Source organism: Acinetobacter kanungonis, assembly GCF_009939195.1.
Lineage (GTDB): Bacteria > Pseudomonadota > Gammaproteobacteria > Pseudomonadales > Moraxellaceae > Acinetobacter > Acinetobacter kanungonis.
In genome coordinates this window covers 131,530-156,075 of record NZ_JAACKC010000002.1, presented here as the reverse complement: position 1 = coordinate 156,075, position 24,546 = coordinate 131,530, and the positions used below count along the sequence as shown (strand labels likewise).

Below are 24,546 nucleotides of genomic sequence, written 5' to 3'. Positions count from 1 at the left end.
TTTTATCCAGCAACCCGCGCAACTACAAAATCAGGGTCGTGTATTGCCCATGCTTGGGTTAGTCTAGGCGCCAAGAATCGAAAAGAGAATGAAGGACACCGTGATGCTTTTTTCTGAACAATTGTGGCAGCGTAATCTGGACTTATATCAACAAACCTTAGCCCTGCCTTTTAATCAAGAGCTGGCACGCGGCACGCTGAGCCGTGAAGCTTTTAGCCATTATGTGATTCAGGATGCGCATTATTTATTGGCCTATGGTCGCGCACTTGCAGTCTGTGCTGCCAAAGCCTATGAAGCCGATGATGTGATGCAATTTTCCGAAGCGGCCAAAATTGCCATTGTGGTCGAGCGCAGTCTGCATGACAGTTTTATGCAAGAGTTTGATGTCAGCAAGCAGCAATTTGAAACCACCCCGCTGACCCTCGCATGCCATCACTACACCTCATTTTTAACCGCAACCGCATGGTCGGAAAGCTACCCTGTTGTGCTTGCAGCACTACTGCCATGCTTCTGGATTTATGCCGAAGTGGGCAATGACATTGTGCAGCATTCTGTGCCGAACAATCCGTATCAAGCATGGATTGACACCTATTCGGGTGAAGAATTCCACACCGCGGTACGCAATGTGATTGCGACTGTGAATAAAGTGGCGGCACGTTGTGATGCCGACACCTTAGAAAAAATGCATGCGGCGTATCGCATGGGTGCCAAACTGGAATGGCTGTTCTGGGACAGCGCTTATCAGCAAAAGCAGTGGCATGGTTTAGATCAGCTTTAATAACTTCATCTATATCTATACCCAGAGTGTGGTGCGGTCCTTACCTGAGTAGCTAAGGGGCAGCACCCTACATTAACTTTGCAGGTACTGCCACGCATAAATCAAAACTGCTGCTGCCCCTATCCAACTGAGTGTCGCCACCCCCAAGCACGACCACAGTGACAAGCGTGTTGCCAGCACATAAACCACCACTAAATAAATGGCATAGGGAATCAGTGACCATAGCCCAAACAAGGCAGTTTTTTGCAAGGCGGCTGCACCTTGCTGCTGAAAGACAATCACATGCGCAATCAATGCAAAGGTCGGAAATAGCGGCACCAAGCCTGCAATATAAAATGCCTTACTTTTCGATAAAATAGAGATCAGCAGAACGACCGCTGCGCCCAAGATACATTTTAGAAATAACGCCCACATCTTTTATTCTTTGCCACCGCATCAGTTGATGCAGGTTATTCTGCGCCTGAACCCGCATTTTTGCATGATCCATTTAGCACAAATCCACTGTTATTCATTTGATTGAGCCACATCATCCCATAAGGCACGCCTTCCGTGCAGTTACTGTCCGCCAAAATATCTTTACATCTTGAACAACAAAACCGACTAGACTTTTACGCCCTATTAAACAATAATGATTCTCATTACAAATAAGTAGATTAATTCGAGGGCTTTAGATATGCAACAAGCGACTTTAGGCACTGAAGCCATTCGCGCGTTTTTTACCTTGCAATGCTGCTGGCTGAATAGTGAAGAAATTTATCTGGAACAAGGCTGTTTGCATTGCGGTTCTGCTGCCACCTATCTGATTTACCATACCAACCCACATATTCAAAAGCGCATGCTGGACTTTATTACACAATTTAGCTGTATCTATAACCAACGTATCGACTTGCTCTATGTCGATGATTTTGAACAACACTACAATGAATTTCTACAAGTTTTAGAACAAGAAATTAATCATTATGCACGGCAACATCATGATATTCCGCGCCAACATGCCTTTGAATCAATTGACTCTATTTTTGAACGCACGTTTGCCCTAGCCTGCTAAGTCAAACCCAACAGAGGTGCTTTGCACTGCACATGCTACACCTCAACTACCATCCCGCTTTAAAGTAAATTGACCGCCAATAAGGCCAACAACGCTGGTACGGCCTGTATATAAATAATCTTTTTACTGGCGGTCAGCCCGCCATAAATTCCTGCCACCAAGACACAAGCTAAAAAGAAGTTTGCCAGAGCCACGGCGTAACTTTCAGGTGCGCACAAAGACCAGAACAGACCCGCGGCCAAAAAGCCGTTATACAAACCCTGATTTTGTGCCATGACCTTGGTCAATTGAGCTTTTTCAGGGGTATTACCAAAGGCTTTCAAACCATAAGGTTTGTCCCATAAAAACATTTCCAGCACCAAAATATAGACATGCAACAGGGCGATCAGTCCCACTAAAATTTGTCCCAGCATTTTTATTTTCCTTTGTTGTTTTCTGTGAGATGGCAAAAGTGAGCCCTTTGGCTCACTCCTGTCTTTTTATTCTTAAGGCTTAAACAATACTTTACCTTGGCGCGCATCTTGAGTCGCTTTTTGTGCCGCTTGCGTCACTTGATCAAAGGCATACACGCCTTCAACTGGTAAAGTGAGTTTCTGTTGCGCTGCGAGGGTTAACAATTCCATCACCAAGGCTTTTTTACGTTCTGCTGGCATCTGCTGATTGACCACGCTGGCCCAGAAACCTTTAATCGTTGCTTGTTTAAAGATGAGATCGCCCGATTCAATCTGCATGGTTTCTCCCGTCATACTGCCGAAAGACACCAACAAGGAATTTTCACCCAACAGGCTGAGTAACTCACCACTGGCTTTACCGCCAATCGAGTCTACACCCACTATCAGCGGCTGCTCACCCTGAATGGCTTTAACTTGTGCTTTCCAGTCCGCCTGATCGGTGGCCACCACATGTTGAATGCCAAGCGCGTTCATTTCAGCAACCGCTTCTTGGCGACGTACCAAGTTAATCACATGAATACCACGCGCTTGCGCAATCATCGCCACCGTTTTACCCACGGCACCATTGGCGGTGTTTTGAACCATCCACTGCTCTGGCTGCAAATTGGCAAAATCCAGCAGCATTAAAGAACTGAGTGGCATGGCAATCAACTGCGCTGCCAATTCATCGGGAATCGCATCGGGTAAAGGAATCAATGCACCTGCGGGTGCCAGACAATATTCTGCCCAACTGCCATGAATGCCTGCGGCAGAAACACGTTGCCCCAATTCAAATCCTGTAACCCCTTCACCCAGCGCATCGATAATCCCTACCGCTTCACTACCGCCAATCGCAGGCAATTCAGGCTTGTAGCCATAGCTGCCACGCACCGTCCAGACGTCATGGTTATGAATCGGAGATAAAATCACCTTGAGACGAACTTGACCCGCTTTCGGCTCAGGTTGTGGCATCTCTGCTTGTTCTAAGACCTCGGCAAATTCGCCAAAACTACGATGAATAATACTACGCATGGGTTAATCCTTCATGGGTTGTAAGAGGTTGTGTGTGGTTTCCAGCGCCAAATGCAACGGGGCTTTGTCTTGCGCCAGTTTGGCCAGTAAGGCTGCGCCTAACCACAATTGATACATCACTTGCGCCATTTTCACAGGCTGAATATGTGCGGGGATCGACCCTTCCTGCTGCCCTTCTGCAAGTAAAGCAGCAACCCGTTCGATTAATTTACTCACGCCGAAATTCAGGATTTGACGCATATCTTCAGACAAGTCGGAGACTTCTGCCGCCAATTTCACAATCAGACAGTTTTCCGCCCAGCCACCATGAATCGGGTCTTCAATCCATGCCTGCCACAACGCGATCAAACGCGCATAGGCACTGCCATCGGTCAGTTGCCACAACTGCTCCACTTGTTTGCTGTAGTCAATGATGTACTGCTCTAACAGGGCGCAACCAAAGGCTTCTTTGGAGGCAAAATAATGGTAGAACGAACCTTTCGGCACGTCGCACGCTTTTAAGATTTCTTGCAGCCCTACGCCAACAAAGCCTTTGTGGAGAACCAGTGGAAAACTGGTGTCCAGAATATGCTGACGAGTGGCTTCACTTTTGCTTGATCGTTTCATGCGTTCACTTTAATTTAGTATTAGACCAGTCGTCTAGTAATTTTATGTAACTGACGCAGGATCTCTTGCTTGAGTAGCCACTGCGACAAATGAATGTTAATAATAGCGCGCTATACTCTGCTACAGTGTTCAGGGATAATTCATCCGTCATGCTGTGTCGCTTAAAAATCAACACAACAGACTTGAACAATTTTAAAGCGTTATCATATAAGTTTCTATTTGCACATAATTGAGATGTTTTCATGAGCCAAAGTCATATCCGTATTCGAGGTGCGCGTACCCATAATTTAAAAAATGTGAGCCTCGATATTCCCCGCGACAAGTTTGTGGTGATTACGGGACTTTCAGGTTCAGGTAAATCTTCCCTTGCCTTTGACACCCTGTATGCCGAAGGTCAGCGCCGCTATGTGGAATCGCTGTCTGCCTATGCACGCCAGTTCTTATCGCAAATGGAAAAACCTGAGGTCGACTCGATTGAAGGTTTAAGCCCCGCGATTGCGATTGAGCAGAAGTCGACCAGCCACAACCCGCGCTCGACGGTTGGTACCATTACCGAAATTTACGACTATTTACGTCTGTTGTATGCGCGTGTCGGTACGCCATTCTGTCCTGAACATGATCTGCCGATGGTGGCGCAAACCATTTCGGAAATGGTCGATGCAGTCAAAGCCCTTGAAGAAGGTACTGCGCTGATGTTGCTTGCGCCTGTGGTACGTGAACGTAAAGGTGAATACAGCAACCTGTTTGAACAGTTGCAAAGCCAAGGTTTTGTCCGCGCGCGTGTAGATGGCGAGATTATTGATATTGACTCCCCCCCCGAACTGGACAAAAAGAAAAAACACACCATTGAAGTGGTGGTCGACCGTTTTAAAGTCCGTGATGACTTGGGCAACCGTATTGCAGAAAGTTTTGAAACCGCACTGCGTTTAGGTGGCGATATTGCCGTCCTGTCATGGATGAAAGGTGAACATCCAGACCGTGTCTTTTCAGCCAAGCACTCGTGCCCTGAATGTGACCGTGCCGTAGCGGAACTGGAACCACGCCTGTTTTCATTTAACAATCCCTTTGGTGCCTGCCCGGTCTGTGATGGTTTAGGCACCCGTAGTCATTTCAGTGCCGACAAACTGATTCCCAACCCAGAACTGTCGATTAGTCAGGGCGCGATCCGTGGTTGGGACAGACAGCGCCCGTATTACTACAGCATGATTCAAAAAGTCGCGGATCACTTTGAATTGTCGCTGGATACCCCGTGGCACGAACTGGACAAAGACACTCAGAAAAAGTTTTTATACGGCACAGGCAAAGAAAAAGTCGACCTGAGTTATATCGATGAACGTGGTCGCAAACACAACCGCGTACAACCCTTTGAAGGGATTTTGCCGCATCTAGAGCGTCGTTACCGCGAAACCGAAAGCAACTATGTGCGCGATGATTTAGCACAGTATTTATCTAATGCAGCGTGTGATGCCTGCGGTGGTTCGCGTTTAAACGAAATTTCCCGCAATGTGCGCGTCAAAGACAAGACCATTTCCGAAATCACCAAAATGTCGATTGGCGATGCCGAAGCCTATTACCAAACCCTGAATTTAACTGGTGCCAAAGGTGAAATTGCCGACAAGATTTTTAAAGAAATCCGCGAACGTCTGCACTTCCTCGTGTCAGTGGGTTTGAACTATCTCAGCCTGTCCCGTTCAGCGGAAACCCTGTCGGGCGGTGAAGCACAGCGTATTCGTCTAGCTTCGCAAATTGGTGCAGGTTTGATGGGCGTGATGTACGTGCTGGATGAACCATCCATTGGTCTGCATCAGCGTGACAATGACCGTCTACTGGAAACTCTAGTGCGCTTGCGTGACCTCGGCAATACCGTGTTGGTGGTCGAGCATGATGAAGATGCGATTCGTGCAGCCGACCATATTATTGATATTGGCCCAGGTGCGGGTGTGCATGGCGGTGCGATTATTGCCGAAGGTACGGCAGATGAATTGGCACGCCATGAGGATTCCCTTACAGGGCAATATCTGTCGGGCAAACTCAAAATTGCGGTGCCTGCACAGCGCACGCAACCACCGCGTCCAGATGAACAGATTAAACTGATGGGTGCTGCGGGACATAACCTGAAAAATGTCGATTTGACTGTTCCACTGGGTGTGATGACCTGTGTTACAGGCGTATCGGGTTCAGGTAAATCCACCCTGATTAACCGTACACTGTTGCCACTGGCTGCAACTCAACTGAATGGTGCAACCACTCTCACTGCCGAGAAGTTCGACTCGATTGATGGTCTGCAATTCCTCGACAAAGTTGTGGATATTGATCAAAGCCCGATTGGACGTACCCCACGCTCGAATCCTGCCACCTATACGGGTTTATTTACCCCAATTCGTGAGTTGTTTGCGCAAACCCCTGAAGCCAAAGCCCGCGGTTATGCGGCAGGTCGTTTCTCCTTTAACGTGAAAGGTGGACGCTGTGAAGCGTGTGAAGGTGACGGCATGATTAAAGTGGCGATGCACTTCTTACCCGATATGTATGTGCCCTGCGATAACTGTCATGGCAAACGTTATAACCGTGAAACCTTGGAAGTTGGTTATAAGGGCAAAAACATTTCCGATGTGCTAGATATGACCGTTGAAGATGCCATGCATTTCTTTGATGCCATCCCCGTGATTCACCGTCGTTTAGAAACCTTAAACCAAGTGGGTTTGGGGTATATCCGTCTTGGTCAGTCAGCCACTACGCTATCTGGTGGTGAAGCACAGCGTGTGAAACTGGCACGTGAGTTGGCAAAACGCGATACAGGCAAAACCTTGTACGTGTTAGATGAACCAACGACTGGTCTGCATTTCCATGACATTGCCAAGTTGCTCGACATCCTGCATGAGCTACGCAATAAAGGGAACACTATTGTGGTGATTGAGCATAATTTGGATGTGATTAAAACCGCGGACTGGATTATTGACTTAGGTCCTGAAGGTGGAGCAGGTGGTGGTCAGATTATTGCGGAAGGTACGCCAGAAGCAGTGGTGAAAAATAAAATTTCACATACAGCAAGGTTCTTAAAACCTTTATTGAAGTGATTTTAGAATCTCCCCTAGCCCCTCTTTTTTAAGAGGGGGGAAATTCCCTCCTTTCCCAAAGGAGGGTTAGGGAGGATTTAAATAAACATAAAAAATAAATAATTTTGGGAGGTAAATAATGGGGTTTTCAGAAAGATATGGGTATAAACCTGTTCGCGAAATTATTCAGAAAGAATCAATTGATGATATTTTAAAGAATAAATTATGGTCGATTTTGTATGACCAGATTTTCGAAAAATATTCAAAGTATCCTCGTTATACAGATTTATTTTCTAATCTAATATCTAAAATATGGATAGATTTGTTTAAGTTACCATTAGATGAAAAACCATCCGCACAGAGGTTTACTTCTATTATAAAAAAATATTTATATGATGGTGAATGGTATATCTTTTATGATCTTATTGAATTCATTGTTAAAAATAAAAGAGGTTCAACTTCATTTGGTTACACAACCGCATATAGCCAAATAAACTTAATAAATGCTATCAATGAAGCTTTAGAGACAGAAGCTTCAGCTTATAGAATAATTAATGAGCAAATTACAGAAATCACATCAGAACAAGAAATCCAATCTATCGAAGATGCTTTAGAAAATACAAATCCATATGCAGGTGTTCAACAACATCTTAATCAAGCTTTAAAACTGATGTCAGATCGTCAGAAACCTGATTATAGAAATTCAATTAAAGAATCGATTAGCTGTGTAGAAGCTTTAGCAATGCAATTACTAGAAGACGACTCAATAACTTTAGGAAAAGCTATACCAAAACTCAAAACTAAATATTCTTTGCACCCAGTCCTTATGGAAAGTTTGAATAAATTATATGGCTACACTTCAGATGAAGATGGTGTACGTCATGGTTCTCCTAACTCATCTACCGTCACTTATATTGATGCAAAATTTATGTTGGTTGCCTGCACCAACTTTATTAATTATTTGATTGAAAAAACCAGAACCCAAAACTGAAATCCAATCACATGACAGGCGACATGGAGGTCGCCCGTTTGACTGTGCTCAAGGGACTGAGCATCAGTCAAACACATGGGTTTTGTCACTTTTGCCCCGTCAAAAGTGAGGCAACTCCTACGCAACTAAAATCAAAACTGCTACTTGAATATAAGGACGTGATAAAGAATCAGACTGATATTCAAATCACTTAACACCAAAATCTAAATTCTATTTCTCAATTTAAATTCAAATCACGTAAAATCCGACTCGGCTTCCATCAAAACAGAAGCCCTATGACTTTTCAATAACTCAATTACATAATCAAAATCATGAAAGCACTCCTTCTTAGCATGTCTTTAGGACTCGTTTCCCTACACACCTTTGCCGATGGCTATATGAATGAAAATATGATTGTTTTCACCTCAGAATCCGATGGCAGCGATGACCCATGGCAAGACCACCCCAAATGCACAGCCAGTATTCAGAATGCTGGTTCTTCCAAATCATGGTTGGTGCAATATTTCTATGCCGACCAGAGTCCCCTCACCTCTGGATTTATCACCACGCAAAAACCTTCAAATAAAGCCCGCGAATGTGAACATCTGGTGCATTTCCCAGATCAAATACAAGGCTCAGGGACTTTTGAAAGTTTTTATCCGAATGGAAAAATGCGCAGCCAAATCGAATATGAAGATGGCATCTATCATGGCAAGCTCACTTTTTGGCATGCCAACGGCTTAAAAGAACAAGAATCAAATGCGATTCATGGTGTCACTGAAGGTGACTACCGCATTTGGCACCTGAACGGACAATTGGCACTGTCCATGAAATATAAAGAGGACATGCAAGATGGCATGAAACAACGCTGGTATGCCGATGGAAAACCGTGGAGCTACGTGCGTTTTGAACATGGCGTGATGCGCGGTGAACTGAAACAGTGGTTTCAGAATGGAAAACTGGAACGACGCGGTGAATACCGTAACGGACTTCGACAAAACCGCTATGAAATCTGGCACGAAGATGGCACGCAAGAAGCCATATTAACCTATGATGCAGGCAGTCTTATTCAAGCGCAGTGTTGGAGTGCAGCAGGTAAGGCTCTCGCGAGTAAAAGCTGTATCAATAGCTATCGAGATGAAGAATAATTCTGAATAACAGCATATGAATGCGGTGACAATCTAACCTTGCACCGCATTTTTGCCCTTGGCTTTGGCTTTAAATAAAGACTGGTCAGCTTTATGAAACAATTCTAACCAACTGGCAGCACCCACCGCATAACCTGCACTGATAGAAACATGTAATTCCTTTGCTAGTCCAACTTGCAGACTACTGCTGTCGACCTCTCGTCGTATTTGATCAGCAATACTCAGGGCTTCCACATCGGTAATTAGTTCCAGTAAAACCAGAAACTCATCCCCACCATAACGCACAATTAAATCTGTGGCACGTACATGGTTTTTTAAAATATTGGCGACCATCTGAATGACTTTGTCGCCAATCATGTGTCCATATTGATCATTAACGTGTTTAAAATCATCGATATCAATCACCAGCAGTCCCAGTTTTTCAAGCTTTTTGGGCTGCTGTTCCAGATGCTGAATATAACTTTCTAAAGCCAAGCGATTGGCGACACCAGTTAAGGCATCCGAATTGGCAATATTTTTTAGCTGAAATTCCAAAGCATCGCGTTGCTGCAACATACCTTCCAGTTTGCGGATTGCGGTAAATAAGGAATCCACACCACGCTCTTGCAACAATCGGTCTGTAGGCTGCGGTTGCGCCTGCGATAAATTTAAAATGGTTTCTCTAGCTTTAATTAAGGGTTCAAACACATTGCGACGTGCATAAATCATGGTGAACAATGCCGCCAATAACGACACCGAAGTCATAAATAGGGTCAGAAAAAATTGTCGCTTGGCTTGCAATTTCTCACGTTCCGCCACTTTTAGACTGTAGTCCAATATATAGCTTTGCAGATTTACTACGGAACTAAATTTATCAACAATTTGCTTGGTCAATTCGGTGCCAGAAAGCACATATGCCTGCCCTGTCATGCTGTTTTGAATCAGCGTTTGTACGGTTCCAATGCCCTGATCGAGAAAGTCGGTTTTGACTTTCTGATGCAGTTGAATAAATTCAGGAGTCTTGTCTTGCTCTGGCAAAATGGTATAGACCAAATCCCACAAATAGCGCGCTTGATGTTGGGTTTGTAAGGAACGCGCCAAATTGGTATCGGGCATTTTTTCTTTAAAGGTCACAGGCGCAATAATATTCGAGGCGACGCGCCCTGCCTGATCACGCAGGTCTGCCAAAATCAGAATCAAGGTATAGTAATTCGAGGTGTATTCATCTTGGCTTTGTGAATGAATCACCATATGTTTCAATATATTATGACTTTCATCCCAAGCAGAAAACATTTTTAAAATTGCCGCATCCAGTTGTTGCATGCTGCGCGCTGTGCGTGGCAGTGCCGCATAGGCATCCACTGCTGCACGTCCTTGCTGGAGCTGCGGCTGCAATTGCGTTGCAATTTCGGAGGCTTCGGTATAAAAACCTGTGGCATTAAGCTGAACAATCGTACTTTGAATATGCTGATCCACCCCACGTCGATATTCAGCTAATTCTTCTCGGTTCTGGGCATATTCTTCAGGCGTACTGGACATGACTTTATTGCTTGGAGCACGTTCCCGCGAAATTTTATTGGACAATTCCGCCACCGTGCGCAAACTCTGAATTTCAGTCAGTGCCAACTGGGCTTGTTGATAATGCTGATAGCTTTTAAAAATAAGCGGGACAGAAATAAACAGTAACGACAACACAATGACCAACATTGCGCCGAATAATCGTTTACTTATATTTTCTGCACGTAATTTTGCCATGAATCGCTTTTAAATTTTATCTACGTCGCTACTGCACAGTTAAACCATATCATGGATTCAACATGCAACGGGGAAAATGAAATATTCATCTGTTCTCGAGATTTTTATTCTAGCAAGCACTTTAAATTTAAATCTACTCATAAAATAAAGCGCTTATTCCGCAATATTAAAAGGCAAATCTTCACACAAAAATAAAATCTATTTGCCTTTTAAATTCAAACTTTCGCCTTATAAATAAGGAAAAACCCCGAGTTTATCCAAAGCATCCAAGGTCAATTGTTTACGTAAAGGCAACTGCTGTTCTCCCTGCAACTGCATATTTAATGCAAAAGCCAGAATGTGACCATTCGGTTGCTCTACCCAACCCACATACCAGCCGACTTGTGGGCTAACATCCGCTCCCCAGCCCGATTTGGCATAGAGTTTGGCATCACCACGGCGTTCGACATACAGCATGTCTTTCACTTGCTTTTGCACTGTGACATCAAAAGGCAGCTTTTCTGTCGCCAATTGATAAGCAAACTCAACCTCTTGTTGTGGAGTAATTTTAAGCGGACCATCTAACCAAAAGCGGTCTACCTGCGTGCCAACCTGTGCATTGCCATATCCCACACGTGTCAGCTCTTGTTGCATTAAGCTCAGCCCTATACGGCGTGCCAAGATTTGGTAGACAGGTACCGCAGAAGCCTGCATGGCTTGTCCTAAGGTCATGTCTTTTTCCCAGCTTTTAAAGGCACGCGGCTGCCCATCCCAAGCAAAAACTTCTGTTGCTGTCGCTTTGTGATGCTGCAAGCCAATCAAAGCATTCAGCATTTTAAAGGTTGATGCAGGAATATAAGCGGTCTCGGCACGGGTCAAATCATTACCAAAGCGTTGTAACCGTTGACCATCAAAGGTCACCAATACCGTTGCTGTATTTACAGCCTGAAACATGCGATTGAGTTCATCTTGGCGTGCATGTTGCATCATCGACGACTGTGGCGCGGAATGGGTTACGGGCTGCGGACTACACCCATTCAGCAAGACCCAACCAAGGACAACACAACTCATTGCTCGAAAGCGCAACATCATCTTTTTACTCCCCAATTTTAAGGTTCATGATAGCCAGATTTTGACCAAATGGAATAATTATTATCGAATCAGTTTACTTATGATCTATTATGGTGCATAATGCACGCTATTAGGGCGTTTTTTAATTTCATCCTCAGCAGATATTTTTAAATTTCCCTGTTTTTTGGCGAAAAGATCCCAGTTTATGTATTTAAATTGGGATTTTTTTCGCTTATACGAATAAATCTCAATAGATCAGCTCATTAAAGCCACAATAAATAGCACTATATTGGTGCATAATGTAACTAACAATGACTCTGCCTCATCCCCTTCTCAAGCAAATCACATACGCCATTTTTCGTTAAACAACTTGGGCTAAATCAGGGCAATGCCAAAAAGTTGCACCAATTTAGACGTTTTGCTTGAAATTTTAATCTTAGCGAGACAGGCAAATAAACAGACAAAAAAAAGCCCAACCTTGGGGAAAGCTGGGCGATAAACTAAAAACCTTTGTGGAGAATCAGTCAGCTATCACACTATTTGAATGAAACATGATCTGATTACAGCTTTATTATGTTCCGCTTTTTATCAGAAGTAAAGCCGATTAAATCACTTTGTTTTATAGAAAAACACATAAAACCAAATTTAAGCCAACCAGATCACAATTATTCTTAAAAATAGTTTATTTAAAATACAATTGTTACATTTTTTGCAAGTTTTAATTAAATTTTGCACAAATCTTTGCGGTGCTACACAGAAAAATACGACTATTAGATGAAAATTACCATTGTTTTTGGCAATTAAAAACTAAAATTAATCTTTTTTAACAATAGTAAAACTTAAATAACTCGCACCAATATCGTGCTTTTTCTTTGGTGATGTCCGCCTTATTCAGTTGTTATCTCAGCCTTTTTTGAATGGTTGACAACAATTTTTCTGTTTGCTGAATTTACAACCAATTTTTTATTAGAGCAAAAGCTCACTACGAACTGTAACATGACCTCGGTTGACTAAATAAATTGTTACAATACAATGCCCTTGTTTAATCCATTTTAACAAACTGGTAATACTTATGAAAAAACTCGGTTTAGCCACTGCTTTATTATTAGCCATGACCGGTGCTCAAGCATATCAATTCGAAGTGCAAGGTCAATCTGAATACATCGATAATACTGCTAATGACAAAAACTTCACTGGCGCAGCTCAAGGTACTTACTACTTTAAAGATGTAGATTCTTCTAAAGGTCCTTTAGCTGAAGCGGCGTTCTTAAACCAAGCATCTAATGTTTCTGTTGCTTATAACTATACTAAATATAATGAAGAAGATGGGTTCAATACTGAAACTCATACTTATGGTGCGAAAGCAGAAGCTTATGTGCCAACTAAATTTGTTCCTGTATATGCAAGCGCTTCTTATAACCATACCAAAACAGATGCCAAGAATACGTATACTGCTACAGAATTTGGTGATATAGAAGGCAATGGTGACCGTTATGCGCTTGAACTTGGTGCTTTAGTTGTACCAAACTTCTTGGTTGCAGTGGGTTATACCAGCGTTGCTGACGAATATTCTCTTGACGCATTCAACATTTTATCAAATGGTGTTGTGAGTGCTGGTTTAGAGTCAGATACCATTCGTGATGACCAAGACGCTATCACTGCACGTACTAAATATGTAGGTAACATTGACGGTACAAACATGGCTGTAGGCTTTGAGTCTGGTCTTGTTTATGGCGAAGACACCGCTTACCAACTTAAAACTGACTTATATGTAACACCAAAGCTTAGCGTTGGTGCATCTTATGTAAAATCTAGCTTTGCAGATACTCCTGACTCAGCTTGGGGCGCGAACGTCAACTACTTCATCACTCCAGCAGTTGCTGTAGGCGCAAGCTATGTTAATGCAAATGCTGAAGAAGACAACCTTGACACGCAAACTGTTGGCTTAAATGCTAAATTCCGTTTCTAATTGATTAGACGCTGAATACAAAAAAAGGACGCCACGAGCGTCCTTTTTTATTATTCCTCTTAGCTTGGGCTACGTACCAAACTCAAGAAATGAAGATGTCGCTCATACTGATCAATAATATCCTGCAATAAATCTTCAATGGTCCAGTCCATCACATCATAATTCTGCCCACCTTCTCGCAAGCAAACTTCCGCCTGGTAGAATGGCTGATCTTGCACCAAAGTATCTGCCATAAAACTTGGCGGTTGAGTTTCACGTGAAACCACCTGATAAATAAAATTAATCTCATTATGATGATCGACCCGTAACTGCAAACCCGACTCAATCGGACGAATGCTGACTTCCAACTGACGGCGCTCAAATTCCTTTTGCACTTGTGAAAATGCTTGCTGCACAGTTTGCTGAATGAATTGCTCAATCTCTTGCTGAGTATGCGGATAATGCATGATCAGCCCTAAACGCTGTTGCCAACTGCGCGGGTTTTGGATGGCACGCGGCGTAATGCGAGCATCCTGCAAAGCATTCATTTTGGTCAAATCGAGGCTTAAGGCTTTGACCAGCCCCCAGCACACCAACAGCATAATTAAAGTAAAGGGCAAAGCACTCATAATGGTGGCGGATTGTAATGCCGCTAAACCGCCAGCCATCAATAAAATAATGGAAAGCACCGCAATCAGTACCGTCCAAAATAAGCGCTGCCATAACGGCGAGTTTTCACTTTCCGCGGTCAGGTAATCAATCACCAGAGAACCTGAATCGGCAGAAGTCACGAAGAACAGTACGACTAAAACCGTCGCAATTAAACTGGATACTTGAGCAAAAGGCAGATGCGTTAAAAACTCAAACAGGGCGACCGAAGAATCTTGCTGTACTGCGGCAATCAAAGAACTTTGCCCTTCCTGAATAATGCTGAACAAGGCCGCATTGCCCATAAAGCCCATCCAAATGAGGGTAAATCCTGTCGGAATAAAGAGTACCCCAACAATGAATTCCCGAATCGTGCGTCCGCGTGACACACGCGCAATGAACATGCCCACAAATGGCGACCATGAAATCCACCATGCCCAATACATAATGGTCCAGCCCCCAATCCAGCCATTCGGCTGATAGGCATATAAATTGAAGGTCATGGTGAATAAATTAGAAACGTATTGCCCTGCATTTTGAATGGTGGTCTGTAAAATATAGATGGTCGAGCTACAGAAGAAGACAAAAAATAACAGCAGCAAGACCAGAATTAGATTCAGTTCCGACAAGCGCTTAATGCCTTTGTCCAGACCAAAACCCACGGACAGGGAGGCTAAAAAAGTCACAAAGACAATGAGTCCAACTTGAATCCCAATGCTCTGCTGAATGCCAAAGAGATAATTCAGACCTGAATTGATTTGGGTCACCCCAAAACCAAGCGTTGTTGCCACCCCGAAAATAGTCCCTAGGGTCGCAAAGGTATCCACGGCATCCCCGACTGGGCCATAGATTTTTTTACCCACCAGCGGATATAAGGCAGAACGGACTTTCAGTGGTAAATTATGCCGAAAAGAAAAATACGCCAAAGAGAGCCCCACCAAGGCATAAATTGCCCAAGCATGCAGCCCCCAGTGGAAGAAGGTAATCCGCATGGCTTGCTGCGCTGATGCTAAGGTCTCTCCCTCTCCAGTGGGTGGATTGACATAATGCATTACGGGTTCAGCCACCCCGAAGAACATCAAGCCAATGCCCATGCCTGCGGTAAACAGCATCGCAAACCACGAGCTTTTACTATATTCAGGGGTACTATGATCGGGACCCAGTTTGATTTTCCCCATACCCGACATGGCAATGAAAATCAGTAAAATCAGAAAGAAAGCAACGGCTAAAACATAGAACCAGCTAAACGAATCAATAATCCATTGATTTAAATGTTTGGTGAGTGCTTCAAATCCACTTGGATCAAACAGAATTAAAGCCAAAAACAGTGCAATGATGATGACTGTACTTAAAAACACATTCCGTTTGACATTAGCAAACGGAGACGTCTTTATGGAAGGCATGATTTCCCCCAGAAGATTTTTATTAATGTAAAGATGAAACCAATCCGGTTTATTCGCGGGTCTTATAAAGAGTAAGAAGTGAATGTTTAAAATTTAACAATTCATCATCATGATAATTTATGTCGCAAAACAAGGCAGTGCAATTCCTGTAACTATTTATCTTGCTGCCTTGGCGCATGCCGAATGTACTGGAGGGCAATCAGGCGTGAAACGATTAACGCCAAATACATGACCCCGCAAAACATTTGTAACATGGCGAGAATACGAGCGGCTGGACTGATGGGCATAATGTCGGACAGACCTGTTGCCGATTGCAAACTAAAGCTCAGAAACAATAAGTCCAGCCATGACTGCAAACCCGTACGTGGACTTTGAAAGCTGTTGGGAATCAGCAACTGGCAAATATTATATAAAAAGGCAAATCCCCACGCGATTAAGGTGAAGACTGCACCAGCAGCAAACATTTCATCTTTGGTTAAATAGCGATCCGCAAACATGTAACGTACCAAGCCAAATGCTGCCATAAAATACGCCAGACTTTCAAAACTGTGCGCGATGACCTGCATACCAACGCTGTTGTAGCCCAATAAGATCATAAAGGAAAAAATGAATGCCCCACCGACAAAACAGAGTCCGAGAAAGGTATAAACGGGTGCCTGCCGAATCACTTTGGCAATGATTAATAACGCCAGCACCCCCAAACACCACATAACTGCCCGATAAGATAAACTCTGATGCGCAATCAGTGACAGCCATAACATACAGAACTGAACCAAGAGCAACCATGCAGAAGGCAACAAGCGAAATCCTTTCCAGAATTCAATGAGCACTTGCATAGACTTCTCTCCTTGGATTGATGGTCAGGCATGCCACCGATTTTTTTGATTCAGTGCAATGGAAATGCCAAAGCTTCATTTTTATTCTGCTTCTGTTGTAGCGTATTTGTGAGCATTGGTCTAGCCCATAGCCACGACTTCAATAGGGTAATGGCCCAACATCAGACAATAAAAAAAGCCCCAAGTGGGGCTTTTTTTTATGATGAACCAGAATTAGTGATCAGACGCGCCTGAGATACCAACACCCGTCATAGAACGTACATACTGTGCATCAAATGCTTTGCGTTCAGCTTGTGCACGTGCAGAGTTATCTGTCACAGAGAACAACCAGCAGCAGAAGAAAGCAAGTGGCATAGCGAACAATGTTGGGCTATTGAATACAAACACTGGTGTTTCAGCCATATGTAAGGTATCTACCCATACAGCTTTAGAGAGTACGATTAGAGTAACCGCACTGACCAAACCAACCAAACCACCGATAACCGCACCACGAGTCGTTAAACCTTTCCAGAACATTGAAAGCACAAGCACTGGGAAGTTTGCACAGCACGCAACTGCGAATGCCAAGCCTACCATGAACGCTACGTTTTGTTTCTCGAACAAAATACCGAGGATCATTGCAAAGATCGCCAATACTAAAGTTGCAATCTTAGACATACGAAGTTCAGATTCAGGTGTTGTTTGACCTTTCTTGAATACGTTTGCATACAAGTCATGAGAGATTGCAGAAGCACCTGATAATGTCAAACCAGCAACTACCGCAAGAATTGTCGCGAATGCAACCGCTGAAATGAAGCCCATGAACAAGTCACCGCCCAATGCATCAGACAAGTGAACCGCTGCCATGTTGTTACCACCAACAAGCTCTAGCTTGCCAGTCATCGCCATTTTTGCAACATCAATGAATTGTGGGTTGTTTGAAACAAACAGGATCGCACCGAAACCAATGATGAACGTTAACAGGTAGAAGTAACCGATGAAACCTGTTGCAACTACAACTGATTTACGTGCTTCTTTTGCATCCTTAACCGTGAAGAAACGCATCAAGATGTGAGGAAGACCTGCTGTACCAAACATTAAGCCTAAACCAAGAGATACGGCATCAATCGGGTTTGCAGCCAGTTTACCAGGTCCCATAATGTGAGCAGCATCTTCTAGGCTCAAATCGTGGACTTTACTGAATACCGCGATTGATTGTTCAAACATGTTCGCGAAGCTGAAGCCCACATTTTTCATTACCATGAAAGCCATGAACGATGCACCGCTGAGCAACATCACTGCTTTAATGATCTGTACCCAAGTCGTTGCCAACATCCCACCGAAGATTACGTAAGCCATCATTAACAGGCCAACCACAACCACCGCGATGTTATAGTTCAAACCGAATAGGAGTTTGATCAACTGACCCGCACCTACCATTTGTGCAATCAGGTAGAACGCCACCACAACCAATGAACTGAATGCAGCCATGGTACGTACTGGTTTCTCGTCTAAACGGAATGAAACCACGTCGGACAAGTTGTATTTACCCAAGTTACGTAAACGTTCTGCAATTAAGAACAATACAATTGGCCAACCCACCATGAAACCGAGCGAGTAAAGTAAACCATCAAAGCCTGAACTGAACACCAATGCGGAAATACCCAGGAACGATGCTGCTGACATATAGTCACCTGCAATCGCCAATCCATTTTGGAAACCTGAGATACCGCCACCCGCTGTATAGAAATCTTGCGCACTTGTGGTCTTTTTTGATGCCCATTTGGTAATAAACAACGTAAAGCCCACAAAAATCATGAACATGATAATTGCATGCCAGTTCGTCGCCTGTTGTTGCGCTTCACCTAAATCTGGACCCGCAAACGCCATGCTTGACAGCATGAGTGACGATGCAGCAACTGCTTTCGCCTTCATTGAATTCCATTTCATCTTAGTGTTGTCCTTTTTCATGAGCGATTGCTTCAACTTCACGCAAAGCTTCTTCAGTCAAACCATCTAACTTGTTGTTGGCAATGTAAGAATACACACCACAAAGTACAAAGGATAAGACAATAATGCCGAGACCCAATGGAATACCAATTGTCGTCACGCCACCGCCAAATGAACTTAATAAAAACTCTTTGTTGTAGCCAACTAAAAGCATGAAGCCGACATACACAAACAACATCACTGCGGTCAGCGACCAGCTCAATGAACTTTTTCTACTGACCATTTCCTTGAATTTGGGATTTTCTAGAATTTGGTTTACCTGAACCTCATCCATAATCTTGCTCCTGTGAAGCGCCCAGCCATAGACGCATTTTTTAATTGGAATTATTTCGTATACAAACTTAACAATGTTGTAGGGTTCTTGTAATTTAGACTTTGGTCGTTAAATTTTAATCAAATCAAACTGCCACGAACCCGAATAGGCTATGATAAGCCCGTAACTCGGGGCAATTCGGCATTATGAACAGTTGGCTTATTATTGGCGTTCTCGCGCTTTACATCGTAATCCTTTTTATTTGTGCTTTCTATGGGGAGAAGCATGCCAGCCGTCTGAGCACTCGCGGACGGATGCTGCTGTTTAGTTTAACTTTAGGTGTGTACTGCTCTTCGTGGACTTTTTATGGTGCAACGGGTGCTGCAGTACGCGAAGGCATTATTTTTCTCCCGATTTATCTAGGTCCGCTGCTCTTCGTTGCCCTGGGTTATGACATTTGGCGCAGATTGGGTCGGGTTCGCCAGCACCATGCCATTTCCTCCATCGCAGACTTTATGGCTGCACGCTATGGTAAAAGTGGCCCTTTGGCCTCCCTCGTCACCATTTTAGCCGTGATTGCGATTATTCCTTATTTGGCACTACAACTGCGCGCGATTGCCCTGAGTGCCACGGTGATCCTGCAACAAAATACAGGGCTGGAAAGCACCACCAATAGCGTGCTGTTCTTGACGGGTATTATGGCGATTCTCGCCATGATTTTTGGTACGCGCCAAATCGCCAATACCGAACAACACGGTGGATTAATGCTGGCGGTGGCATTTGAGTCCTTCGTCAAACTGTTTGCCTTACTCTGCGTCGCCATTTTCTTTATGTTTGCCGAACCTGCGAATTTGGGACAAATTTCGCATGATGTTGCCAAGACCTTTAAAGATGTGCAGCTTTTTGGGGTGCCTGAAACTTTTTGGGTACAAACCCTGCTGGCAGCCCTAGCCATTATCTGTCTGCCGCGCCAATTTCATGTTGCCGTAGTTGAATTGCGCGATGAAAAACATATTCGTGGTGCACGACGTTGGTTTGCCATTTATCTAATTCTGACGACCTTAGCCATTATCCCGATTGCCAGTTGGGCATTGCATGCTGCACCAGAGTATTTGGCCATCCCCGATGTTGCCGTACTCTCCTTGCCGATCAGCTACCAACAAGACTGGCTCACCATTTTGGCGTTCTTGGGCGGTTTCTCTGCCTCGACAGGTATGCTGTTGGTATCCTCAGTCGCCCTATCGATTATGTTGAGTAATGACCTGATCATGCCTGCACTGTGGCGCTTCAATTTGCTCTCCCGACATGACAAGCGCATGCCGTTAATGCTGAAATTTACCCGTCGGGTCTGTATTTTAGCCGTCATGCTCTTGGGCTTTTTGTTCTTCCATTTCTTTAATGATATTGACCAGCTCTCAGTATTTGGCTTGTTAGCGTTTAGTGCTGTGGCACAGTTCGCCCCTGCCCTGATTGGTGGTTTGTACTGGCGTGGCGGCAGTAAGCAAGGGGTGTATGCAGGGCTAATTGTGGGCTTTATTATGTGGGCCTATACCCTGCTCCTGCCCACCATCCTGCGTAGCTTGCCAGATGACTACACCAGCATGACCATGCAATTTTTGTTGCATGGTCCATTGGGCATGAGCTGGTTACGTCCAGAAGCTCTGCTTGGTTTTGAATCTTTTGCTCCCTTAACACATGGGGTAATCTGGGCACTGGGTTTAAATACCCTGCTGTATATCTGGATTTCTCATATTTTCCGACCCAGCATTGCCGAACAGATTCAGGCAGAAAGCTTTTTCTATTACGAAACCAAACCACTGCCTGCACAAAGCAGTTCATCTGAAATTAGCTATTTACACCATGATATGGCACGTTTAAAAGTTGCCGATCTGATTACCCTTGCTAAACGTATTACTGGCGAAGGTCCAACCACACGTGCATTTGATCAGTTCTGCCAACAAAATAACGTGGTGCTGAATGCCAACAGCAGTGCCAATGGCATGTGGTGGCGATTTACCGAGCAATATTTGGCAGGCACCATTGGTGCAGCCTCTGCACGAACCTTATTGACCACGGCCATGGTCAACAATGGTCTAGCACTTGGACAGGTTGCCAATATTCTGGACCAAGCCTCGCAATGGCAGCGTTTTAATCAGAACCTAATTATGACCATGATTGACCACATGACCCAAGGCGTGAGTGTGGTCGATGAAAACATGTGTCTGGTAGCTTGGAACAACCAATATCTTGTTCTGTTCGATTATCCGAAAGATCTGGTCTATGTCGGCTGCCCGATTGCCGATCTGATTCGTTATAACGCAGAGCGTGGCGAATGTGGTCCTGGTTCGGTAGAAGAACATGTACGTAAACGAATTCACTGGATGAAAGTCGGCAGTGCGCATGAATTTGAACGCATTCGTAAAGATGGTCGCGTGATTCAAATGCGCGGTAATCCAATTGAAGGTGGTGGTTTCGTGACGACCTTTGCCGATATTACCGCATTCCGTGAAAACGAAGCTGTGCTGGAAGCGCGGGTACAAGATCGTACCCAGCAGCTTGCCGATGCACTGACCGAACAACAATTGGCACGTGAACAAGCCGATAAAGCCAACATGTCGAAAAGCCGCTTTATTGCTGCGGCCAGCCATGACCTCTTACAACCGATGCATGCAGCACGTCTGTTCAGTACTGCCTTGGAGCAAAGTGTTCAATCGGATGAAGACCGTAAAACCCTACAGCAATTAGACCGTGCCTTGCACGGTGCAGAAAGCATGCTCTCTGCCCTGCTGGATATTGCCCGTCTAGAAGGCGGTACCATTCAACCGAAACGCCAAGCCTACCCACTGCATGACCTGCTCAGTGACTTGGAATTGCAGTTCAAATCGATTGCTGCACAACGCGGCATTCAACTGCATGTGCATGATGCACAGTTCTGGATTGATACTGATCCACAGTGGATTCGTCGCATTATTCAAAACTTTGTCAGTAATGCACTGCGTTATACCGCTAAAGGACGGGTCATTGTCGGCGTACTACGTGCATCAGAACGCCCACAGCATATTCGTATTGGCGTGTGGGATACAGGTCCGGGCATTGCCGAAGAGCAACGCATTAAACTGTTCCAAGAGTTCGAACGTTGTGGACATACCTCTCCTTGGGGTGAACAAGGTTTGGGACTGGGGCTGGCGATTGTGCAACGCATGACAGGCCTACTAGACTATCCTGTGCATGTCTATTCCGAACTGGGCAAAGGTTCCTGCTTCATGATTGAAGTGCCTGTGGTTGCCGCGCCAAAAGTGATTGCGACACCTGTGCAAGCCGTGCCACTGAAAACCAAAGCCTACAAGATTTTATGTTTGGACAATGACGAAACCATTTTGGAAGGCATGAGTACCCTGCTGACCAAATGGGGCTATCAGGTGTTTAAGGCAACAGAACCTGAACAGGCACTGGAGTTGATCCATCAGGAAAACATTCAGGTCTGGTTGGTCGATCAACATTTGAATGACGATAAAATGGGCTTGGACTTTATTCTGCAAAACCGTCAGGACAAAGTCCCTGTGGCACTCATCACCGCAGATTCTGACCCCGAATTGCCGCAGACGCTCAAGGAGCTAAATATTGTCTTGTTGAGGAAACCATTGAAACCTGCATCCTTAAGATCGTGGTTATCAGGTCTGAAAATTTCCACCGACTAACTCGAGGTTCAGTCTGATCCAGCTGTGTGCCTACGCTTATGGGTACACAGTTTGGATGAAAAGTGTCGAATCAGGCTGCTCACAACGGCAAAAAATGCAAAGCAGGATAAACTTCAAAAAATATTCCAAAAATAAAATACTGAAAAATCTCAGATTATAAAAAATTAGGGAGTCATTCGCTCAATTTGGTTTTTTGGCTATGGCAGATTCGTTCAGGTTACATTAATGCACAGTTGTACACTTAGTTACAAAATCTCAAGCCAATCATTTCATTGATGTTTATAACGAAATCAATATCACCTACAACTTTAGTCGTATACTTTTTCCAGTACAGAGCTTCCATAAATGGGGATATCCCCGAGCAAATAACATTCAAAAGACCAATGCTCTATTGTCAATGCTCGCCCACATTGCACAAGCTTTAGGAGATTATAATGAACATTTCTGACATGGTTCCACATGATTTACATCAGGCACAACAATTTCACCGCCTGTACGGTGTAAATGCTTTATTGCCCGATATTGACTGGAACCAAATTTTCGAACAAAGCAAAATTAGCCCAACCCATGTTGAAGCACTCAACACCCTGTATCAAAGTGCTGTACCACTGGCACTGCAAGTTTTTGATGAACTGAATTTTGATGTTTTTACCCCTGCAGAATACAAACCGCAAGGACTTGGGCTATTTGAAAAATTGACACAGCAAGAAGAAAAATTGCTGCAAGTATTACAGGCTGAAACGCGGAGTTTAAATCCTGCGGTACGTCATCAAATTTGGAGCATGCTACTGCGTGGCGGTGCCGTGTTGGTATTTAAAGCATGGCTAGGGAAAGTCAAAACCAATGCAGACCAATTGGATACCACCCAGTTTGATGAACTGTCCGATCTGCTGTTTATTAAAACCTCACCAATTGAACTTGCCCATCGCCTCATGGTCGACGTGAATGATGATTACGATCACATCTTCCTGATGTATGACAATCAAATCTATCTCGACCGCTTTAACAGTTTGGAAACGGCTGCCTTGTTTGTTCAATTAGGCGTATACGATGCTGCATTTCTCAGCCTCCGCGATGACCGTGTTGCGGAATACTTGAAATCTAAAGGCTTGATTACCCAAGAACAGATTGACGAACTCGAGTGTGCGCTGAACCCACTGTATTGCGACAACACCATGCACAAACAGGACTGCTTGGCTTAATTCACTTTTCTTGAGACAAAAATAAAGACCTCATGCGGGTCTTTATTTTTTATCCAACGAAGAAATTACATTTTCTTTTCATCAATATTCAAGGCATTAATCGCCAGTACCGCTTGAGTACGGTTTTGTACACCCAATTTGCGGAAAATGGCGGTGACATGCGCCTTAATAGTCGCTTCAGAAACATCCAGCTCATAGGCAATTTGTTTATTCAGCAGGCCTTCCGCCACCATCATTAACACGCGGAATTGCTGCGGGGTCAAAGATTGAATACGTTCTGCCAATTCGGTTTCATCTGCCGCACGTGGGTCAAAGCCAACATTTGTCGGTAAATTTGGGGGTAACCAGATTTCACCTTCCAGCACTTGACGAATGGCTTCACCAATATGACTTGGATGCGCTGACTTTGGAATATAACCCATTGCGCCATGCGCGATGGCACGTTGCATAATCGATACTTCTTCATGCGCCGAAACCACAATGATTGGCAGCGATGGGTATTGTGCACGGACATGAACCAAAGCGGAAAAACCTGAAGCGCCAGGAAGGTTTAAATCCAGCAACACCAAATCAGGTTCAGGACCTTTTTCTAAACGTTCATAAAATTCATTTACTGCTGCGGTCTCACTAATTTGAGCTTGCGGTAAGCTATAGCGAACGGCCTGAATCAAAGCATGACGAAACAACGGATGATCATCAACGATTAAAATATTCATAAG

The 24,546-nt window shown here is 44.2% G+C and carries 19 protein-coding genes; 8 read left to right on the top strand and 11 right to left on the bottom strand.

What is annotated here, in order from left to right; all coding sequences use genetic code 11:
* Positions 1-103: 103 nt before the first annotated feature.
* Positions 104-778: a thiaminase II gene (gene tenA, locus GWK51_RS04920; protein ID WP_142767595.1), complete on the top strand. Its 675-nt coding sequence runs from the start codon at positions 104-106 to the stop codon at positions 776-778.
* A 72-nt stretch (positions 779-850) separates the two neighbouring features.
* Here the strand turns inward: tenA and GWK51_RS04915 are convergent, their stop codons facing one another.
* A complete protein-coding gene (locus GWK51_RS04915; protein WP_161932906.1) occupies positions 851-1,192 on the bottom strand; it encodes a GlpM family protein in 342 nt (113 codons plus the stop codon).
* A gap of 259 nt (positions 1,193-1,451) precedes the next feature.
* Here GWK51_RS04915 and GWK51_RS04910 point away from each other — a divergent pair, with 259 nt between their 5' ends.
* Positions 1,452-1,826, top strand: coding sequence for a hypothetical protein (locus GWK51_RS04910; RefSeq protein ID WP_161932905.1), 375 nt, complete (start codon positions 1,452-1,454; stop codon positions 1,824-1,826).
* Positions 1,827-1,885: 59 nt separating this feature from the next.
* On the opposite strand, the gene GWK51_RS04905 is transcribed toward GWK51_RS04910, so the two are convergent.
* The 3 genes from GWK51_RS04905 to GWK51_RS04895 form a co-directional block, all read right to left on the bottom strand.
* The gene (locus GWK51_RS04905) at positions 1,886-2,239 is read right to left on the bottom strand and encodes a DUF1304 domain-containing protein (protein WP_161932904.1); all 354 of its coding nucleotides are present in this window, start codon (positions 2,237-2,239) and stop codon (positions 1,886-1,888) included.
* Positions 2,240-2,311: 72 nt separating this feature from the next.
* Entirely contained in the window at positions 2,312-3,289 is a 978-nt protein-coding gene (locus tag GWK51_RS04900) for a zinc-binding dehydrogenase (RefSeq protein WP_161932903.1), read from the bottom strand.
* A 3-nt stretch (positions 3,290-3,292) separates the two neighbouring features.
* Positions 3,293-3,895, bottom strand: a complete 603-nt coding sequence (locus tag GWK51_RS04895) for a TetR/AcrR family transcriptional regulator (protein ID WP_142767590.1) — start codon at positions 3,893-3,895, stop codon at positions 3,293-3,295.
* A 242-nt stretch (positions 3,896-4,137) separates the two neighbouring features.
* On the opposite strand from GWK51_RS04895, the gene uvrA reads away from it, so the two are divergent.
* The 3 genes from uvrA to GWK51_RS04880 all read left to right on the top strand — a co-directional run bounded on the left by uvrA (position 4,138) and on the right by GWK51_RS04880 (position 9,066).
* Positions 4,138-6,969 carry an excinuclease ABC subunit UvrA gene (uvrA, locus tag GWK51_RS04890; protein WP_161932902.1) on the top strand — a complete coding sequence of 944 codons (2,832 nt, stop codon included), beginning with the start codon at positions 4,138-4,140 and terminating at the stop codon, positions 6,967-6,969.
* A 118-nt stretch (positions 6,970-7,087) separates the two neighbouring features.
* On the top strand, positions 7,088-7,939 hold the full coding sequence (locus GWK51_RS04885) for an AbiJ-NTD4 domain-containing protein (RefSeq protein WP_161932901.1): 852 nt from the start codon (positions 7,088-7,090) through the stop codon (positions 7,937-7,939).
* A 332-nt stretch (positions 7,940-8,271) separates the two neighbouring features.
* On the top strand, positions 8,272-9,066 hold the full coding sequence (locus GWK51_RS04880; RefSeq protein ID WP_161932900.1) for a toxin-antitoxin system YwqK family antitoxin: 795 nt from the start codon (positions 8,272-8,274) through the stop codon (positions 9,064-9,066).
* Positions 9,067-9,099: 33 nt separating this feature from the next.
* Here GWK51_RS04880 and GWK51_RS04875 read toward each other — a convergent pair whose 3' ends face one another.
* Together GWK51_RS04875 and blaOXA are read right to left on the bottom strand one after the other, a co-directional pair.
* The gene (locus GWK51_RS04875; protein WP_161932899.1) at positions 9,100-10,800 is read right to left on the bottom strand and encodes a GGDEF domain-containing protein; all 1,701 of its coding nucleotides are present in this window, start codon (positions 10,798-10,800) and stop codon (positions 9,100-9,102) included.
* Positions 10,801-11,028: 228 nt separating this feature from the next.
* Entirely contained in the window at positions 11,029-11,871 is an 843-nt protein-coding gene (gene blaOXA, locus GWK51_RS04870) for a class D beta-lactamase (protein ID WP_407925962.1), read from the bottom strand.
* A 1,039-nt stretch (positions 11,872-12,910) separates the two neighbouring features.
* On the opposite strand from blaOXA, the gene omp33-36 reads away from it, so the two are divergent.
* Entirely contained in the window at positions 12,911-13,819 is a 909-nt protein-coding gene (omp33-36, locus tag GWK51_RS04865; protein ID WP_328703728.1) for a porin Omp33-36, read from the top strand.
* A 59-nt stretch (positions 13,820-13,878) separates the two neighbouring features.
* Here omp33-36 and GWK51_RS04860 read toward each other — a convergent pair whose 3' ends face one another.
* The 4 genes from GWK51_RS04860 to GWK51_RS04845 form a co-directional block, all read right to left on the bottom strand.
* Positions 13,879-15,849 carry a BCCT family transporter gene (locus tag GWK51_RS04860; RefSeq protein ID WP_161932897.1) on the bottom strand — a complete coding sequence of 657 codons (1,971 nt, stop codon included), beginning with the start codon at positions 15,847-15,849 and terminating at the stop codon, positions 13,879-13,881.
* Positions 15,850-16,001: 152 nt separating this feature from the next.
* Positions 16,002-16,685 carry an ion channel gene (locus GWK51_RS04855; protein WP_161932896.1) on the bottom strand — a complete coding sequence of 228 codons (684 nt, stop codon included), beginning with the start codon at positions 16,683-16,685 and terminating at the stop codon, positions 16,002-16,004.
* Positions 16,686-16,898: 213 nt separating this feature from the next.
* Positions 16,899-18,614: a cation acetate symporter gene (locus tag GWK51_RS04850; RefSeq protein ID WP_161932895.1), complete on the bottom strand. Its 1,716-nt coding sequence runs from the start codon at positions 18,612-18,614 to the stop codon at positions 16,899-16,901.
* 1 nt (position 18,615) lies between these two features.
* On the bottom strand, positions 18,616-18,948 hold the full coding sequence (locus tag GWK51_RS04845; protein WP_161932894.1) for a DUF485 domain-containing protein: 333 nt from the start codon (positions 18,946-18,948) through the stop codon (positions 18,616-18,618).
* 185 nt (positions 18,949-19,133) lie between these two features.
* On the opposite strand from GWK51_RS04845, the gene GWK51_RS04840 reads away from it, so the two are divergent.
* Together GWK51_RS04840 and GWK51_RS04835 are read left to right on the top strand one after the other, a co-directional pair.
* On the top strand, positions 19,134-22,625 hold the full coding sequence (locus GWK51_RS04840) for a hybrid sensor histidine kinase/response regulator (RefSeq protein ID WP_161932893.1): 3,492 nt from the start codon (positions 19,134-19,136) through the stop codon (positions 22,623-22,625).
* A 434-nt stretch (positions 22,626-23,059) separates the two neighbouring features.
* Positions 23,060-23,827, top strand: coding sequence for a peroxisomal membrane protein PEX14 (locus tag GWK51_RS04835; RefSeq protein ID WP_161932892.1), 768 nt, complete (start codon positions 23,060-23,062; stop codon positions 23,825-23,827).
* Positions 23,828-23,892: 65 nt separating this feature from the next.
* Here GWK51_RS04835 and GWK51_RS04830 read toward each other — a convergent pair whose 3' ends face one another.
* Positions 23,893-24,543 carry a response regulator gene (locus GWK51_RS04830; RefSeq protein WP_100241202.1) on the bottom strand — a complete coding sequence of 217 codons (651 nt, stop codon included), beginning with the start codon at positions 24,541-24,543 and terminating at the stop codon, positions 23,893-23,895.
* Positions 24,544-24,546 lie beyond the last annotated feature (3 nt).

Coding starts and splice junctions, on each gene's coding strand:
- tenA (WP_142767595.1), top strand. CDS start 104: ATGCTTTTTTCTGAACAATTGTGGCAGCGTAATCTGGACTTATATCAA.
- GWK51_RS04915 (WP_161932906.1), bottom strand. CDS start 1,192: ATGTGGGCGTTATTTCTAAAATGTATCTTGGGCGCAGCGGTCGTTCTG.
- GWK51_RS04910 (WP_161932905.1), top strand. CDS start 1,452: ATGCAACAAGCGACTTTAGGCACTGAAGCCATTCGCGCGTTTTTTACC.
- GWK51_RS04905 (WP_161932904.1), bottom strand. CDS start 2,239: ATGCTGGGACAAATTTTAGTGGGACTGATCGCCCTGTTGCATGTCTAT.
- GWK51_RS04900 (WP_161932903.1), bottom strand. CDS start 3,289: ATGCGTAGTATTATTCATCGTAGTTTTGGCGAATTTGCCGAGGTCTTA.
- GWK51_RS04895 (WP_142767590.1), bottom strand. CDS start 3,895: ATGAAACGATCAAGCAAAAGTGAAGCCACTCGTCAGCATATTCTGGAC.
- uvrA (WP_161932902.1), top strand. CDS start 4,138: ATGAGCCAAAGTCATATCCGTATTCGAGGTGCGCGTACCCATAATTTA.
- GWK51_RS04885 (WP_161932901.1), top strand. CDS start 7,088: ATGGGGTTTTCAGAAAGATATGGGTATAAACCTGTTCGCGAAATTATT.
- GWK51_RS04880 (WP_161932900.1), top strand. CDS start 8,272: ATGTCTTTAGGACTCGTTTCCCTACACACCTTTGCCGATGGCTATATG.
- GWK51_RS04875 (WP_161932899.1), bottom strand. CDS start 10,800: ATGGCAAAATTACGTGCAGAAAATATAAGTAAACGATTATTCGGCGCA.
- blaOXA (WP_407925962.1), bottom strand. CDS start 11,871: ATGATGTTGCGCTTTCGAGCAATGAGTTGTGTTGTCCTTGGTTGGGTC.
- GWK51_RS04860 (WP_161932897.1), bottom strand. CDS start 15,849: ATGCCTTCCATAAAGACGTCTCCGTTTGCTAATGTCAAACGGAATGTG.
- GWK51_RS04855 (WP_161932896.1), bottom strand. CDS start 16,685: ATGCAAGTGCTCATTGAATTCTGGAAAGGATTTCGCTTGTTGCCTTCT.
- GWK51_RS04850 (WP_161932895.1), bottom strand. CDS start 18,614: ATGAAATGGAATTCAATGAAGGCGAAAGCAGTTGCTGCATCGTCACTC.
- GWK51_RS04845 (WP_161932894.1), bottom strand. CDS start 18,948: ATGGATGAGGTTCAGGTAAACCAAATTCTAGAAAATCCCAAATTCAAG.
- GWK51_RS04840 (WP_161932893.1), top strand. CDS start 19,134: ATGAACAGTTGGCTTATTATTGGCGTTCTCGCGCTTTACATCGTAATC.
- GWK51_RS04835 (WP_161932892.1), top strand. CDS start 23,060: ATGAACATTTCTGACATGGTTCCACATGATTTACATCAGGCACAACAA.
- GWK51_RS04830 (WP_100241202.1), bottom strand. CDS start 24,543: ATGAATATTTTAATCGTTGATGATCATCCGTTGTTTCGTCATGCTTTG.